This is a genomic window from Micromonospora krabiensis, from assembly GCF_900091425.1.
Taxonomy (GTDB): domain Bacteria; phylum Actinomycetota; class Actinomycetes; order Mycobacteriales; family Micromonosporaceae; genus Micromonospora; species Micromonospora krabiensis.
The window spans coordinates 6,839,571-6,854,271 of sequence record NZ_LT598496.1 but is presented as its reverse complement, the minus strand read 5'-3'; the positions used below and the strand labels follow the sequence as shown (position 1 = coordinate 6,854,271).

At 74.5% G+C, this 14,701-nt stretch carries 15 protein-coding genes; 11 read left to right on the top strand and 4 right to left on the bottom strand.

What is annotated here, in order from left to right; all coding sequences use genetic code 11:
• The first annotated feature begins 106 nt into the window (after positions 1-106).
• The 3 genes from GA0070620_RS31510 to GA0070620_RS31500 all read left to right on the top strand — a co-directional run bounded on the left by GA0070620_RS31510 (position 107) and on the right by GA0070620_RS31500 (position 2,484).
• Positions 107-337 (top strand): hypothetical protein, encoded by a 231-nt coding sequence (locus GA0070620_RS31510; RefSeq protein ID WP_091599707.1) that lies wholly within the window; start codon positions 107-109, stop codon positions 335-337.
• A gap of 22 nt (positions 338-359) precedes the next feature.
• Positions 360-932 (top strand): PH domain-containing protein, encoded by a 573-nt coding sequence (locus tag GA0070620_RS31505; RefSeq protein ID WP_091597233.1) that lies wholly within the window; start codon positions 360-362, stop codon positions 930-932.
• Between the two features lie 64 nt (positions 933-996).
• Complete coding sequence (locus tag GA0070620_RS31500) at positions 997-2,484, top strand: PH domain-containing protein (protein WP_091597230.1); 1,488 nt, start codon at positions 997-999, stop codon at positions 2,482-2,484.
• Between the two features lie 21 nt (positions 2,485-2,505).
• Here GA0070620_RS31500 and GA0070620_RS31495 read toward each other — a convergent pair whose 3' ends face one another.
• On the bottom strand, positions 2,506-3,564 hold the full coding sequence (locus tag GA0070620_RS31495) for a phosphatase PAP2 family protein (RefSeq protein ID WP_091597228.1): 1,059 nt from the start codon (positions 3,562-3,564) through the stop codon (positions 2,506-2,508).
• 110 nt (positions 3,565-3,674) lie between these two features.
• Between GA0070620_RS31495 and GA0070620_RS31490 the strand changes: the two genes are divergently transcribed.
• Together GA0070620_RS31490 and GA0070620_RS31485 are read left to right on the top strand one after the other, a co-directional pair.
• A complete protein-coding gene (locus tag GA0070620_RS31490) occupies positions 3,675-4,085 on the top strand; it encodes a thioesterase family protein (RefSeq protein ID WP_377519781.1) in 411 nt (136 codons plus the stop codon).
• On the top strand, positions 4,082-4,912 hold the full coding sequence (locus GA0070620_RS31485) for an MBL fold metallo-hydrolase (RefSeq protein WP_091597225.1): 831 nt from the start codon (positions 4,082-4,084) through the stop codon (positions 4,910-4,912). The genes GA0070620_RS31490 and GA0070620_RS31485 overlap by 4 nt, the downstream gene beginning before the upstream one ends.
• A 33-nt stretch (positions 4,913-4,945) precedes the next feature.
• Here GA0070620_RS31485 and GA0070620_RS31480 read toward each other — a convergent pair whose 3' ends face one another.
• Positions 4,946-5,392 carry a MarR family winged helix-turn-helix transcriptional regulator gene (locus GA0070620_RS31480; protein ID WP_091597222.1) on the bottom strand — a complete coding sequence of 149 codons (447 nt, stop codon included), beginning with the start codon at positions 5,390-5,392 and terminating at the stop codon, positions 4,946-4,948.
• Between the two features lie 103 nt (positions 5,393-5,495).
• Between GA0070620_RS31480 and GA0070620_RS31475 the strand changes: the two genes are divergently transcribed.
• Complete coding sequence (locus GA0070620_RS31475) at positions 5,496-6,719, top strand: multidrug effflux MFS transporter (RefSeq protein ID WP_331713251.1); 1,224 nt, start codon at positions 5,496-5,498, stop codon at positions 6,717-6,719.
• Here GA0070620_RS31475 and GA0070620_RS31470 read toward each other — a convergent pair.
• Positions 6,709-7,644, bottom strand: coding sequence for a carbohydrate kinase family protein (locus GA0070620_RS31470; protein ID WP_091597218.1), 936 nt, complete (start codon positions 7,642-7,644; stop codon positions 6,709-6,711). The genes GA0070620_RS31475 and GA0070620_RS31470 overlap by 11 nt on opposite strands.
• A gap of 104 nt (positions 7,645-7,748) precedes the next feature.
• Between GA0070620_RS31470 and GA0070620_RS31465 the strand changes: the two genes are divergently transcribed.
• A complete protein-coding gene (locus tag GA0070620_RS31465; RefSeq protein WP_091597216.1) occupies positions 7,749-8,147 on the top strand; it encodes a nuclear transport factor 2 family protein in 399 nt (132 codons plus the stop codon).
• On the opposite strand, the gene GA0070620_RS31460 is transcribed toward GA0070620_RS31465, so the two are convergent.
• Positions 8,117-9,343 carry an XdhC family protein gene (locus tag GA0070620_RS31460; protein ID WP_091597214.1) on the bottom strand — a complete coding sequence of 409 codons (1,227 nt, stop codon included), beginning with the start codon at positions 9,341-9,343 and terminating at the stop codon, positions 8,117-8,119. The genes GA0070620_RS31465 and GA0070620_RS31460 overlap by 31 nt on opposite strands.
• Before the next feature lie 167 nt (positions 9,344-9,510).
• On the opposite strand from GA0070620_RS31460, the gene GA0070620_RS31455 reads away from it, so the two are divergent.
• The 4 genes from GA0070620_RS31455 to GA0070620_RS31440 all read left to right on the top strand — a co-directional run bounded on the left by GA0070620_RS31455 (position 9,511) and on the right by GA0070620_RS31440 (position 14,580).
• A complete protein-coding gene (locus GA0070620_RS31455; protein WP_197677669.1) occupies positions 9,511-10,011 on the top strand; it encodes a (2Fe-2S)-binding protein in 501 nt (166 codons plus the stop codon).
• The gene (locus GA0070620_RS31450) at positions 9,998-10,993 is read left to right on the top strand and encodes an FAD binding domain-containing protein (protein ID WP_091597208.1); all 996 of its coding nucleotides are present in this window, start codon (positions 9,998-10,000) and stop codon (positions 10,991-10,993) included. The genes GA0070620_RS31455 and GA0070620_RS31450 overlap by 14 nt, the downstream gene beginning before the upstream one ends.
• On the top strand, positions 10,990-13,227 hold the full coding sequence (locus GA0070620_RS31445; RefSeq protein WP_091597205.1) for a xanthine dehydrogenase family protein molybdopterin-binding subunit: 2,238 nt from the start codon (positions 10,990-10,992) through the stop codon (positions 13,225-13,227). The genes GA0070620_RS31450 and GA0070620_RS31445 overlap by 4 nt, the downstream gene beginning before the upstream one ends.
• A gap of 276 nt (positions 13,228-13,503) precedes the next feature.
• On the top strand, positions 13,504-14,580 hold the full coding sequence (locus tag GA0070620_RS31440; RefSeq protein WP_091597202.1) for a lytic polysaccharide monooxygenase auxiliary activity family 9 protein: 1,077 nt from the start codon (positions 13,504-13,506) through the stop codon (positions 14,578-14,580).
• Positions 14,581-14,701: the final 121 nt, after the last annotated feature.

Here is a 14,701-nt window from a genome sequence, read left to right as displayed (position 1 = left end):
GACAGGTACCGGTCCGCCGCGTGTACGATTCACCCCGTCGCCGGGCGGCTCCCCCCGTGGCCGCCCGGCGCTCATCTTCCCCGTCCCACCGCCTAGACTGGCCGGGATGAGCAGCCCCTCCCCCGCCGACGAGCCGCTGATCTGCTCGGCCAAGGAGTGCCGCGCGGCCGCGGTCTGGGCGCTGCGGTGGAACAATCCCCGGCTGCACGACGCCGACCGCCGCAAGACCTGGCTGGCGTGCGACACCCACCGCGGATCCCTCGGCGACTTTCTCGACGCCCGCGGCTTCCTGCGTGAGGTCGCACGACTGTCCGGATCGCCTACGCTCGAAGCGTGAGCGTGCAGACTGGGTCTCTCCGGTGAACGGAGCGGATTTCACCGGACCATCGCCGGCCGGACCACCGTCACCGGCCGGGCCCCCGCCTCTCGTGCCGCCGCCGGGCGCCGGGCCGCTGGAGCCCTGGCCGGCCACCGTCCGGTGGACGCCGATCTCCCGGGACCTGATCTGGGTGGAGTTGCTGCGACTCGCCGCCGTCCTCGTGGTCGTCGTGCTCGCGGCGGCGATCGGGTGGGCCCTCAGCGGCCACTGGCTGTTCGGGTTGGGGCTCGTCGTCGCCCTGCTGCTCGGCGCCGTCCGGAGCGTGTCGATCGTCCGGGCGGTACACGCCTGGGGCTACGCCGAACGCGAGGACGACCTGCTGGTCCGCCACGGGCTGCTGGTCCGCCGGTTGTCCATCGTGCCGTACTCCCGGATGCAGTTCGTCGACGTCAGCGCCGGGCCGTTGGAGCGCGCCTTCGACCTGGCGACCGTTCAGCTGCACACCGCCGCGGCGGCCAGCGACGCCCGGGTGCCCGGCCTGCGTCCCGCCGAGGCGTCCCGGCTGCGTGACCGGCTCACCGCCCTCGGCAAGGACCGGGCGGAGGGGCTGTGAGCGGCCGACCCGGGGCTGCGCGCGGCCGACCCGGCCCGACGCCGGCCGACGCGGAGGCGGCCCGATGAGCGAGGGCCCGGCCGACCCGGGTGTCCGCCCGCCCGGCCCGACCCCCCTCACGCACCCGGTCGGTCCGCCACCCGGTCCGTACGGCCCGTACGGTCCACCCGGTCCGTACGGTCCACCCGGTGCCTACGGTCCGCCGGGCCCGCCGTGGGCGGAGCCGGGTGAGCCCCGGCAACGCCTGCACCCGCTGAGCCCCGCCCTGCACGGCGCGAAGTCACTGGTCGTGGTGATCGCCGGGCTCTCCTGGTCGACCCTGTCCCGGGTGGGCTTCGGCTGGTTCGCCGCGATGGTCGTCGTGCTGGCGCTCGGCGCCACCGTGCTGTCGGTGATCAGCTGGTACAACACCGGCTACCACGTGGTGGGCCGCGAGCTGCGGGTCTACGAGGGGCTGCTGTGGCGACGCACCCGGGCGATCCCGCTGGAGCGGCTTCAGGCCGTCGAGGTGGTCCGGCCGCTGCTCGCCCAGCTCACCGGCCTGGCCGAGCTGCGCCTGGAGGTCATCGGCGGCGGCAAGACCGAGGCGCCGCTGGCGTACCTGAGCGTCGCCGACGCGACCGTGCTGCGGCAGCGCCTGCTGGCCCTGGCCGGTCGGGCCGGAGAACCGGGCACCCTACCCGCTCCGCCCGGACCGGCCGGCGCGGCGACCGCTGCGGCGGGTCCGGTCACCGAGGTGCCGCCCGGCCGGGCGCTGCACAGCGTACGCAACGCCGACCTGCTGGTCAGCCAACTGCTCACCCCGCAGGCGTTCCTGCTGCCGTTCGGCGTGGCGTTCGTGGTGACCCAGTTCCTGTCCGAGGGTTCCTGGTCGTTCATCGCGGTGGCCAGCACCCTCACCGCCATGGCCGGTGTGCTGCTGCAACCGGTCCGCCGGGTCCTCGACGACTGGAACTTCCGGCTCGCCCTGGACGACGGCACGCTGCGAGTGCGCAACGGCCTGCTGGAGACCCGGGCGCAGACCGTCCCCCTGCACCGGGTGCAGACCGTCCGTGCCACCTGGCCGCTGCTGTGGCGGGCGAAGGGCTGGCTGCGGCTGCGGCTGGAGGTGGCCGGCTACTCGGTCGGCGAGGCCGACGAACGCAACCGCCCGGACCGCCTGCTGCCCGTCGGCGACCTGGCCACCGCCGAACAGATCATCGCGGAGGTGCTGCCCGGGGTGCCGCTGACCGGTCTGCCGCTGCTCCCACCCCCACGGCGGGCCCGCTGGCTGCACCCGCTGGGTCGCGGGGCGCTCGGCGCCGGGCTGCACGAGCGGGTCTTCGCGGTCCGCTCCGGGCTGCTCACCCGGCAGCTGACCCTGGTGCCGTACGCCCGCATCCAGAGCGTCCGCGTGGTGCAGGGTCCGCTACAGCGGCGGCTGGGCCTGGCCACCGTGCACGCCGACATCGCCGGCGGGGCGGGCGCGGCGGCCGAGGAGCGTGACGTCGCCGAGGCGTGGGCAATCGCCGCCGAGCTGACCGCCCGCACGCACGCCGCCCACCGACGCTGACCTGGTCGCCGGCCCGCGCGTTCAGCGGTTGGCGGGCACCGCGGGCGGGTCGGTCACCGCTGCCTCGTCGACCGCGTCCCGGGTCGCGTCGCCGTCCGCCGGGCCGACCGGCTCGTCGGGCCGACGCCGGCGCGCCCGGTGGGCGGCCCACCAACGCTCGGCGAGGCCGACCACGAGGAAGGTCATCCCGACGTACGCCCAGCCGACCAGCACGTCGATCACGTAGTGCTCGCCGGAGTAGACCAGGGTGAAGGTCATCGCCAGGGGGTACGCCAGCAGCAGCGGCCACCAGCGGCGCCGGGTGGCCCCGAGGAAGAACAGCACCACGAAGAGCGCCCACGCGGTGTGCAGCGACGGCATCGCGGCCACCGGGTTCGACGCGATCTGGCCGGCGTTGAGCAGGTTGCCGGCGCCGTGCATGCCGAACTCCTTCCAGCCCCGCGTCGAGATCCGGGCGACCTCCTCGATCAGGCCGTTCTGCGCCGCCCACCACGGCGGTGCCGCCGGGTAGACGAAGTAGGTGACCAGGCCTGCCGCGCAGAGGAAGCCCCACCGCCGCATGTACGCGCCCCAGCGCGCCCGGTTGCGCAGCCAGAGCACCGCCGCGGCGGTGAGCGCCACGACGAAGTGCGAGAAGTACACCCAGCTGGCCAGGACGTCCCACCACTGCACCTCGGGCCGGTAGAGGTGCTGCTGCAGCCACACCGTGGGCACCTGCCCGCCGGTCGCCCAGCCGAACATGACGCGGTCGGCGACGACCAGCTCGTACGCGTGCGGGACGGCGCCGTTGTCGGCGAAGCCCCGGGAGAGGTTGTAGACCGCGAAGAGCAGCACCACCGGCACCCAGTCACGGGCGAAGCGCAGGTGGCTGCGCCACGGCCGGGACGAGTGCCACGCGATGGTGGCGGCCCAGATCCACAGGAACGCGTACGCGGGGTCGGTGGGCAGCCCGATGACGAGCCAACCGACGACGAAGGCGACCCCCCAGATCGCCATGGCGACCAGACGGCGACGCCCGCCGTCGGGCGACGCGGGCGGGTCGGTCCGGGCGGGGGGCTGCGGGTCAGTCACGACGGCCATCGCGGTCAAGGTTAGCGGCGGGTCACGCATCGACCGACGCCGACCGTGGCCGACGGGCCCCGGGCAGGCCCGATCGGGGCGTGGCCGGAAGATCGTCCAGCCCCTAGGCTGTGGCCATGCAGGAGCAGCCGGAGTCCGCGTTCGTCCCGGGCCTGACCGCCCGGGTGGAGCTGACCGTGACCGACGCCGACACCGCCCAGGCGGTCGGTTCCGGGGACGTGCCGGTGCTGGGCACGCCACGGGTCGTCGCGCTCGCCGAGGCGGCGACGGTGGCGGCGACGGCGACCCGGATGCCGGCCGGCATGACGACCGTGGGGCTGCGGGTGGAGCTGGACCACCGGGCACCGACCCCGGTCGGCCGGACGGTGGCGGCGGAGGCCCGGCTGGCGACGGTCGACGGGCGTCGGCTCTTGTTCGAGGTGGCCGTCACCGACGGGGCGGACACGGTCGCCCAGGGGCGCGTGGAGCGGGTGCTCGTCGACCGCCGGCGCTTCGTGGAGCGCGCCACGCGTACCGCATGAGCCTGCGCTTCGTCGAGGTCGCCGACCGGGTGCACGTGCTGCGTGAGCCGCTGCTGGACGTGAACGTCACGCTGGTCGTGGGCGACGGCGCGGCGCTGCTGGTCGACACGCTCTCCACCGCCGGGCAGGCCGCCGAACTGGCGGCCGCCGCCCGCGCGGTCACCGACGCGCCGTGGACGGTGGTGAACACGCACCGCCACTTCGACCACTGCTTCGGCAACGCGGTCCTCGCCGCCGACCCACGCCGGCCGGTGTACGCGCACGAGCGCGTCGTGGCCGCGCTGCGGGACCAGCCGGACCGGCTGCGCCGCGAGGCGTACGCGGAGGTGAGCGCGGAGTGGCCCACGCTCGCGTCCGCGCTGGCCGACACCGTCCTGCTCGCGCCGACGCACCCGGTACGCGACGAGACGACGCTCGACGTGGGCGGGCGCCCGGTGCTGCTGCGGCACCCCGGGCCGGGGCACACCGACGGTGACCTGGTGGTGCACGTGCCGGACGCGGACCTGCTGGTCGCCGGGGATCTGGTGGAGCAGGGCGCGCCGCCCGCCTTCGAGGACGCGTACCCGCTGCGCTGGCCGGACGCCGTCGCCGATCTGCTCGCCCTGACCGGCCCGGCCACGGTGGTGGTCCCGGGGCACGGCGCGCCGGTGGACGTGGCGTTCGTCCGCGACCAGCACCGGCTGCTGACGGAGTTGGCCGCGCTGATCCGGGCCGGTCACCGCGACGGCGTCGCCCCGGAGGAGGCCGCCGCCGATGCCCCGTTCGGCGCGCGCACCGCCCTGACCGCGGTGCGTCGCGGCTACGCCGCGCTCGACCCGGCCACCTGACCCCCTGTGCCCCGCCGCGTCGGCGCGGCTGGGTCAGGCCGGGCCGCGCAGCAGCACGGCGAGGCGGTCCAGGTGCGGGACGGCGGCCTCCAGCGCGGCACGGGCGTCCGGGTCGAGTTGGGCCAGCGCCTCGGTGAGCAGTGCGGTGCGGTGCCGCGCGTAGTCGATCATCCGGTCCTGCGCCGCCGGGGTCAGCCGCAGCCGGGCCACCCGGCCGTCCGCCGGATCCCGCTCGCGGTCGATCAGCCCGGCGGTGGCGAGGTCGCGCACCAGGGTGCTCACCGTGTTCGGCGCCGTACGCAGCCGCCCGGCCGCCTCCTTGACGCTGATGCCCGGCTGGGCGCGGATCAGGAGCAGCAGCTCCACCTGCGCGTCGGGCAGCGCGGTGCGGCTGGCCCGCTGGTTCGCCGAGCGGCGCAGCAGTCGGTGCACGTCACTGATGACGGCGCCCAGCCGGTCCGCGTCCGATCCGTCGGACATGACCTCACCCACTTCGCCGGGCGATACCTCTGCACACAGAGATAAGGTACCGCGAGAGATCGTCGTGGGGGGACCTGTCGTGGCACGCACCACCGGATCGACCGTGCGCCCGGAAGCGGCCGCCACGGTCGCCGACCGGGCACGCACCGGCCCGGGGCTGCTGGCGCTGCTCGGCCTGTTGACCGCGTTCGGGCCGCTGTCGCTGGACATGTACCTGCCGGCGTTCCCGGCGATGACCCACGACCTCGGCGCGGACCAGGCGCGGATCCAGCTCTCGCTCACCACCTGCCTGATCGGGATGGCACTCGGTCAACTCGTCACCGGCCCGCTGAGCGACCGGTGGGGTCGCCGCCGCCCGGTGCTGGCCGGCGTGGCCGCGTACGCCCTGCTGTCGCTGGTCTGCGCGATCACGCCGAACGCCCCGGCGCTGGCCGCGGCGCGTTTCGCCCAGGGCTTCGCCGGCGGGATGGGCGTGGTCGTCGCCCGGGCCGTGGTCCGGGACCTGCACTCCGGGCGGGCCGCCGCGAAGTACTTCTCCCGGCTCACCCTGGTCTTCGGGGTGGCGCCGGTCGCCGCTCCCGCCGTCGGCAGCCTGGTGCTGCGATTCGGCTCGTGGCGGGCCATCTTCGTCACCCTCGCGGTGATCGGCCTGCTGCTCGCCGCCGCGGTGGCCTGGCGACTGCCCGAGACCCTGCCCGCCGAGCGGCGCAGCGACGGAGGCCTGGCCGCCACCGCCCGCACCATGCGGTCGCTGGCGGCCGACCGGGTCTACGTCGGCTACGCCCTGACCCAGGGCCTCGCCTTCGCCGGCCTGTTCGCCTACATCTCCGGCTCGTCCTTCGTCTTCCAGGACGTGTTCGGCGTCTCCGACGCCGTGTTCAGCCTCGTCTTCGGGCTCAACGCCCTCGCCCTGGTCGCCGCCGGACAGGCCAACGCCCGACTGCTCGACCGGTCCGTCCCGCGGACCCTGCTCGTCGGCGCACTCCTGGTCGGCACGGTGGCCGCAGCGGGGCTGCTCACCGGCGCGGTGGGCGGTAGCGCGTGGGTCGTCGGGGCGTGCCTGTTCGTGTTCGTCGGCTCGCTGGGCATGGTGACGCCCAACAGCACCGCGCTCGGGCTGGACCGTCACCCGCGTACCGCCGGCACGGCAGCGGCCCTCATGGGCACGGTCCAGTCGGTGGTCGGCGCCCTCGCCGCTCCGCTCGTCGGGCTCGGCGGCGAGGGCAGTGCGGTGCCGATGGCGGCGGTGGTGGCGGGAGCGGTCGTGCTCGCGCTCACGGCCGTCCTGACCCTCGCCGCCGGCCGGCGGGACCGCGTCAGCGGCTGAAGCGCTCCAGGACCTGGGCCCGCGTCGGCATGGAGGTGGCGCCGCCGGGCGACTCGCAGACCACCCCGGCGACCCGCAGCGCGAAGGCCACCCGGTCGACCCAACCCGCCGCGTCCGCGGGCGCGCCGTCGACGAGCAGGTCGGCGATGAGGGCGGCCATCACCGAGTCGCCCGCGCCGGTCGTGTCGACCGCGTTCACCTTCGGCGCCGGCACCAGGACCGGGTCGGCGTCGGCGGCGGCGAGCACCGCGCCGTCCGCGCCGAGGGTCACCACCACCGTCGCCGCGCCCAGCTCCCGCAGGTACGCGGCGACGCCCTCCACGGGCTCGCCCGGGTAGAGCAACGCGGCATCGGCGTTGCTCAGCTTGACCAGGTGGGCGCCGGCGGCGAACTCGGCGACGACCTGGCGCAGCCCGTCCAGCGCGGCCGGGCCGTCGAGCAGCCGGGGCCGCACGTTCGGGTCGAACACCCGCAGCCCGCCGGCGAGCGACCAGGCCCGGCGCGCGGCGGCGAGGACGACCGGCTGGAGCAGCACGATCGAGCCGCAGTAGAGCACGTCGGCGCCCTCGACGAGCCCGGCGTCGAGGTCGTCGACGCTGAGCAGGCCGTAGGAGCGCGGCTCACCGTAGAAGCGGAAGTCGGGCTCCACCCCGTCGTGGGTGACCACCGCGAGCGCGGTCGGCGCCGGCACGGTGACCGCGCCGTTCAGGCCGACCCCGGCCGCGGCGAGGAAGGCGCGGATCCGGCCGGCGAGGGCGTCGTCGCCGAGCGAGCCGACGAACTGCGCGGCGCCGCCGAGCCGGGCCACCCCGACCGCGACGTTCAGCGGGCCGCCGCCGATCGCCTGCCGGTAGACGGGTTCGCCGTCGCGCTCGGTGTCGAGCAGGTCGACCAGTGCCTCACCGAGCACCACCGTGTATCCCATTCCGGTCCTCCCGTCGCCGCAGGCGCCCCACCGTCGGGCCGTGCCCGCGTACCCGTCGTCGCACCTGGGGAGTTCTGTCGCACCAGGCTGGCACAGTGCGCGCCATGACGAGCGCTGAAGATACGGTATTGGCGTACTGGGATGCCTGTGAGGCGCGGGACTGGCCACGCTTCGGCACCCTGCTCGCCGACGACGTCGTCTACCACCTGCCGCAGACCCGCGAGCTGATCGAGGGACGCGACGCCTACCTGCGGTTCAACCAGGAATACCCCGGCGACTGGCACCTGCGGGTGACCCGGGTGACCGGGTCCGGCGGTCACGCCGCCAGTTCGGCCACCTTCAGCGTCGGGGACGAGCAGCAGCCCGCCCTGACCTTCTTCGACCTGGACGACGCCGGGCGGATCGCGCGGATCACCGAGTTCTGGCCGGAGCCCTACGATCCGCCACCGGGCCGCGAGCATCTGGTCACCCGCTACGCGCCCGGCGCGGCGCCGATCGACTGAGCGTCCGGGCCCGGCTGCGCGTCACCGGGATGGTGGATCGGCCCGGCCAGGTCGGCCAACGGCCGGCCGGTGCCGCCCCACCGGCCGGCGACGATCTGCGCGGCCACGCTGACCGCGGTCTCCTCGGGCGTACGCCCACCGAGGTCGAGCCCGATCGGTGAGGCGAGCCGGGCCAGCTGCGCCTCGTCCAGCCCTTCCTCCCGCAGCCGCTTGCGTCGCTCGTCGTGGGTGCGGCGGGACCCCATCGCACCCACGTAGGCGAAGGGCTGTCGCAGCGCCAGTGCGAGCAGCGGCACGTCGAAGCGCGGATCGTGGGTCAACACGCACACCACGGTCCGCCCGTCGACCCGGCCGGCCTCCAGCTCGGCCCGCAGGTAGCGGTGCGGCCAGTCGACGACCACCTCGTCCGCGTCGGGGAACCGGCGGGTGGTGGCGAAGACCGGCCGGGCGTCACAGACAGTCACCCGGTAGCCGAGGAACGCCCCGATCCGGGCCACCGCGGCGGCGAAGTCGATGGCGCCGAACACGAGCATCCGGGGTGGGCTCGCGTACGCCGCGACGAAGAGGCTGACCCCGCTGCCGCGGCGCTGCCCGTCGTAGCCGTACCGGAGGATTCCGCTGCGGCCGGCGGCGAGGAGCCCCACCGCGTCGGCGGCGACCGCCGCGTCCAGCCGTTCACTGCCCAGCGATCCGGTGACCCGGTCGTCGGCCAGCACCAGCCGTCGGCCGAGCCGTCCGGCCGGGTCGGCACGCACGCTCGTGGCGGGCGGGTTCCCGGCGGGCACCACCACACCCGGCGGGTTCCCGGCGTCGGCGGCGACGCAGGTGACCACGGCGACGGGACGTCCCGCGGCCCGAGCGGCGGCGACGGCGCCCAGCTGCGGGAATCCGGCGGGGTCGACCCGCTCGACGAACACGTCGAGCACCCCGCCGCAGGTCAGCCCGACGGCCATGGCCTCGTCGTCGCTGACGCCGTACCGGACCAGTTCCGGGACGCCGGTGTCGAGCACCCCTCGCGCCCGCTCGTAGAGGTCGGCCTCCACGCAGCCGCCGGAGACGCTGCCGGTGACGGTGCCGTCGGCGGCGACGAGCATCGCGGCGCCGGGTGGCTGCGGGGCGGACCGCCAGGTGGCCACGACGGTGGCCACGGCGATCGACTCGCCGGCCCGCCAACGGCGGTGCAGCTCCTCGAACACCGGTCCGCCCTCCCGTCCGTACCGCCGGGTGACCCAGCCGGATTACCTCGGCCCCCATTCGGGGCGAAAGGATCAAAGTGGAATATATGGTCGGGCGCTAGACGAGGGGGTGCGAGTTGGTGAAGTCGTACCAGGCGACCCGCACGGCACCGGCGCCGGACAGCGCCGTGGTCCGGGGGCCCGGAGAGGTCGAACTCCACCTGCGGGTGAACGGACAGGACCGGACGACCAGGGTGGAGCCGCGGGTCAGCCTGCTCGACGCCCTCCGGGACCGCCTCGACCTGACCGGCACCAAGAAGGGCTGCAACCAGGGCGCCTGCGGCGCGTGCACGGTGTGGGTGGACCGACGCCGCGTGCTGGCCTGCCTCACCCTCGCGATCACCTGCGAGAACCGCGAGGTGACCACCATCGAGGGGTTGTCCGACGGCGACACCCTGCACCCGATGCAGGAGGCGTTCCTCGACTGCGACGCCCTCCAGTGCGGCTACTGCACCCCGGGACAGATCATGTCGGCGGTGGCGGTGCTCGCCGAGGGCCACGCCGGCGACGACACCGAGATCCGCGAATGGATGAGCGGCAACCTCTGCCGCTGCGCCGCGTACCCGCACATCCGCGCGGCGATCCGGCGGGTCCGCGACGCGCAGGGAGGCGACCGTGCGACCGATTAGCTACTCCCGGGTCGCCGACGTGGGCACCGCGATCGGCACGGCCGCCGCCGACCCCGGAAGCGCCTTCCTCGCCGGTGGCACCACCCAGGTCGACCTGCTGCGCATCTACGTCGAGCAGCCCCGCCGCCTGGTCGACATCAACGACCTCCCGCTCAAGCAGGTCGAGGAGCTGCCCGACGGCGGGCTACGGCTGGGCGGGCTGGCCCGGATGAGTGACGTCGCCGAGCACCCGGCGCTGCGCCGGCGCTATCCCGTGGTGTCCGAGGCGCTGCTGCTCGGCGCCTCCCCCCAGCTGCGGAACATGGCCAGCGTCGCCGGCAACCTGCTGCAACGCGTCCGCTGCACCTACTTCCGCGACATCGACGCGGCCTGCAACAAGCGCGTCCCCGGGACCGGGTGCGCCGCGATGGAGGGGGTCAACCGGGGGCACGCGGTGCTCGGGACCAGCGACTGCTGCATCGCCACCCACCCATCCGACCTGGCGGTGGCGCTCGTGGCCCTGGACGCGGTGGTGCGGACCGAGGGGCCGACCGGGCAGCGGGCCATCCCCGTCGACGACTTCTTCCTGCTGCCCGGCCGGACCCCGGAACGGGAGCACCCGCTGACGCACGGCGAGCTGGTCACGGGCATCGACCTGCCGTCGCTGCCGGTCGCAACCACCTCCCGCTACGTCAAGATCCGGGACCGCGAGTCGTACGAGTTCGCGCTCGTCTCGGTCGCGCTGGCCCTGTCCGTACGGGACGGACGGATCGCGGAGATCCGGATGGCGCTGGGCGGGGTGGCCACCAAACCCTGGCGCGCCCGCGCGGCCGAGCGGGTGCTCGACGGCGCACCGGCCACCGTCGAGTCGTTCACCCGCGCCGCGGAGGCGGAGCTGGCGCAGGCGGTGCCCCACGGCATGAACGCCTTCAAGGTCGAGCTGGCGCGGCGCACCATCGTCCGGTCGCTGACGGAGCTGGCGGAGCAGGAGGCGGCGGCATGAGCCCGGCGATCGGCGCGACCCTCAACCGGGTGGACGGCCGCCCCAAGGTGCGCGGCGAGGCCCGCTACTCCGCCGAGGTCCCGGTGCCCGGCCTGACGCACGCGGTGCTGGTGAACGCGAAGGTGGCCAACGCCCGGATCACCGCGATCGACACCAGCGAGGCCGAGCGGGCGGCCGGGGTGCTTGCTGTGCTCACCCACCGCAACCTGGGCCGAGTCGCCACCGTGCCGCGGATGCTGCCCTCGCTGGCCGGGCTGGCCGCGCCCGGGCAGACGTTCTTCCCCATGCAGGACGAGACCGTCCACTACGGCGGACAACCGGTGGCCATCGTGGTCGCCGACACCATCGAGCGCGCCGACCACGCCGGCACGCTGATCCGGTTCGAGTACGAGACCAGCCCCGCGACGACGCTGCTCGACCAGGCCCGGGACCAGGCGTACGTGCCGGAGCGGATCTTCGGCGGACTGCTGCCCGGGCACACCGCACGGGGTGACGTCGCGAAGGCGCTCGGCGAGGCCGACGTGAGCGTGACGGCCACCTTCCGTTTCTCGGCCAACCACCACAACCCCCTCGAACCGTCGGCCAGCACCGCCGTGTGGGAGGCCCCCGACCGGCTGACCGTGTACGACTCGACCCAAGGCCCCAACGCCGTCCAGCTGACCCTGGCCGAGCTGCTCGGCCTGCCCCCGATCTCGATCCGGGTGGTCAGCCACGCCGTCGGCGGCAGCTTCGGCTCCAAGGCGATGGTCTGGCACCATCCGGCGCTTGCCGCGCTCGCCGCCCGGCACGTCGGCCGGCCGGTGCGGCTGGTGCTCACCCGGGAGCAGATGTTCACCTCCTGCGGGCACCGCGAGGAGCAGGAGCAGCAGATCACCCTCGGCGCCCGCGCCGACGGGCGGATCACCGCGCTGCGGCACGACAAGCTCTCCCTCACCTCGCCCTTCGACGACTGGGCGGAGCCGTCGCTGCAGAGCCCGTCCGTGGCGTACACCAGCCCGAACTACGAGGGCACCTACCGGCTGGTGCGGGGCAACACGATCACCCCGACGTTCATGCGCGCGCCCGGCGAGGCGACCGGGATGGTCGCCCTCGAGTGCGCGATGGACGAGCTGGCCGAACGGGTCGGCGTCGACCCGCTGGAGCTGCGGTTGCGCAACTACTCCGAGACCGACCCGGAGAGCGGGCAGCCCTGGTCGAGCAGCGGCCTGCGGGAGTGCTACCAGCGGGCGGCCGAGCTGTTCGGCTGGCGCGACCGGGACCCGCGCCCACGGGCCCGGCGAGACGGCCAGTGGCTGATCGGCTCCGGCATGGCCAGCGCGCTCTACCCGGTGACCCAGCCGGTGAACCCGCAGCGCGCCCGCGCGCGGCTCTACAACGACGGCACCGCCGTGGTCGAGGCCGGCGTCTCCGAGTTCGGCACCGGCGTCTACACCGCGATGACCCAGGTCGCCGCCGACGCGTTGGGGCTCCCGGTGGAGCGGGTGCGCTTCGTGGGCGGCAGCAGCGACCTGCCCAACATCACCGCCGCGGTGGGCTCGGCCGGCACCAGCGCCGTCGGCTCCGCCGTACACCTGGCGGCGTGCGAGCTGCGCGACCAGCTGATCCGGCGCACGGTGGGCGACGACCACTCGCCGCTGCGCGGCGCGGACCCGGCCCGCGTGGAGGTCCGCGACGGCCGGATGGTGCTCCGCGACCGGCCCGACGTCGGCGAGACGTACGCCGACCTGCTGCACCGCACGATGACCCCGGACGTGGAGGTGCTCGGCACCTGGAACCCGCCGCCGCAGGACGCCGGCTACGGCGTGCACACCTTCGGCGCGCAGATGGCCGAGGTGGCGGTCGACGCCGACCTCGGCGTGGTCCGGGTACGCCGGATGGTCGGGGTGTTCGCGCCCGGTCGGGTGCTCAATCGCAAGACCGCGCACAGCCAGCTCATGGGCGGGATGCTGTGGGGCCTGAGCCAGGCGCTGCTGGAGGTCACCCGGATGGACCCGCGGCTGGGCCGCTGGGCCAACGCCAGCCTCGGCGACTACCTCGTGCCGGTCAACGCGGACGCGCCGGACGTGGTGGTGGACACCGTCGAGGTCCGCGACGACGTGGTGAACCCGATCGGCATCAAGGGCGTCGGGGAGATCGGCGTGGTGGGCGCGGCCGCCGCCATCGCCAACGCCGTGCACCACGCGACCGGCCGCCGCCAGTACGAGCTGCCGATCACGCTGGAGAAGCTTCTCTGAGCACCGGCTGACACATCGAGTCCCACCTATTGCGCGGACGCCGCGCCTCGTGGTGGGATGGCGCAAGCCGAGCGGTGCGGTGGGCTGCCGCAGCCGCCGGCAGCCGGGTTCCACAGCACGCGAGGGCGCCGGTCCGCGAGGCGGGCCGAGGACGGCGTACGCCCCGTCGGGCGGCACGCCGCGACCATCGCATCCGCTCGTCGCAGCGGGGCGGTCGGGCCACCCCGCGAGCCGGGAGGCGGCCCGCAGGGCGCGCCCCGCGAGTCAGGAGAACCCGTGAACCGTCCCCGTACCGCCGCGTTGCTCGTCGCGGCCCTGACCCTCGCGGTGGGGGCTTTCGCCCTGGTCAGCCGCCCGGAGCCGGCCGCCGCACACGGCGCCGCGATGACCCCGGGCAGCCGGACCTTCCTGTGTTGGAAGGACGGCCTCAGCAGCACCGGCGAGATCCGCCCGAACAACCCCGCCTGTTCCGCGGCCGTGGCGCAGAGCGGCGCCAACTCGCTCTACAACTGGTTCAGCGTGCTCCGGTCGGACGCCGGTGGGCGGACCGTCGGCTTCATCCCCGACGGGCAGCTGTGCAGTGGCGGCAACCCCGGCTACACCGGCTACAACCTGGCCCGCAACGACTGGCCGCTGACCCACCTGACCGCCGGCGCCCGGATGGAGTTCCGGTACAGCAACTGGGCCCACCACCCGGGCACGTTCTACTTCTACGTCACCAAGGACAGCTGGAGCCCCACCCGGGCCCTGGCATGGAGTGACCTGGAGGAGCAGCCCTTCCTGACGGTGACCAACCCCCCGCAGCGCGGCGCGGTGGGCACCAACGACGGGCACTACTACTTCAGCGGCAACCTCCCGTCGGGCAAGAGCGGGCGGCACATCATCTACTCCCGCTGGGTGCGCTCGGACAGCCAGGAGAACTTCTTCGGCTGCTCGGACGTCACCTTCGACGGCGGCAACGGCGAGGTCACCGGGGTGGGCCCCGGCGGCACCCTGCCGCCGGACCCGACCACGCCGCCGCCGGACCCGACCACGCCGCCGCCGCACAGCGGTGACTGCATGGCGGTCTACCGCGTGGTCAACGCCTGGCAGGGCGGGTTCCAGGGCGAGGTCATGCTCATGAACCACAGCAGCTCCACCTGGTCCGGGTGGACGGCCACCTGGACCTGGCCCTCGGGCCAGTCGATAAGTCAGGTGTGGAACGCCACCCAGACGACGTCCGGCGCGGCGGTGACGGCGAGCAACGTCTCCTGGAACGGCACGGTTGCCCCGGAGGGGACGACCACGTTCGGCTTCCTGGCGAACAGCACCGGCACCAACACCCTGCCCACGGTGACCTGCACCGGCCGCTGACCACCAACCCACCCACCCACCCACCCGCCCCGTCTAGATGATCAAGAGGTTTGCGTCATCCGGAGACCGTCCGGTGACGCAAACCTCTTGATCGACAGGAGCGAGGGGGCAGGACCGAGGA

Excerpts from the sequence above, each read along its gene's own strand:
- GA0070620_RS31445 (WP_091597205.1), top strand. The coding sequence starts at position 10,990 with ATGAGCCCGGCGATCGGCGCGACCCTCAACCGGGTGGACGGCCGCCCC.
- GA0070620_RS31510 (WP_091599707.1), top strand. The coding sequence starts at position 107 with ATGAGCAGCCCCTCCCCCGCCGACGAGCCGCTGATCTGCTCGGCCAAG.
- GA0070620_RS31480 (WP_091597222.1), bottom strand. The coding sequence starts at position 5,392 with ATGTCCGACGGATCGGACGCGGACCGGCTGGGCGCCGTCATCAGTGAC.
- GA0070620_RS31470 (WP_091597218.1), bottom strand. The coding sequence starts at position 7,644 with ATGGGATACACGGTGGTGCTCGGTGAGGCACTGGTCGACCTGCTCGAC.
- GA0070620_RS31500 (WP_091597230.1), top strand. The coding sequence starts at position 997 with ATGAGCGAGGGCCCGGCCGACCCGGGTGTCCGCCCGCCCGGCCCGACC.
- GA0070620_RS31465 (WP_091597216.1), top strand. The coding sequence starts at position 7,749 with ATGACGAGCGCTGAAGATACGGTATTGGCGTACTGGGATGCCTGTGAG.
- GA0070620_RS31485 (WP_091597225.1), top strand. The coding sequence starts at position 4,082 with ATGAGCCTGCGCTTCGTCGAGGTCGCCGACCGGGTGCACGTGCTGCGT.
- GA0070620_RS31495 (WP_091597228.1), bottom strand. The coding sequence starts at position 3,564 with ATGGCCGTCGTGACTGACCCGCAGCCCCCCGCCCGGACCGACCCGCCC.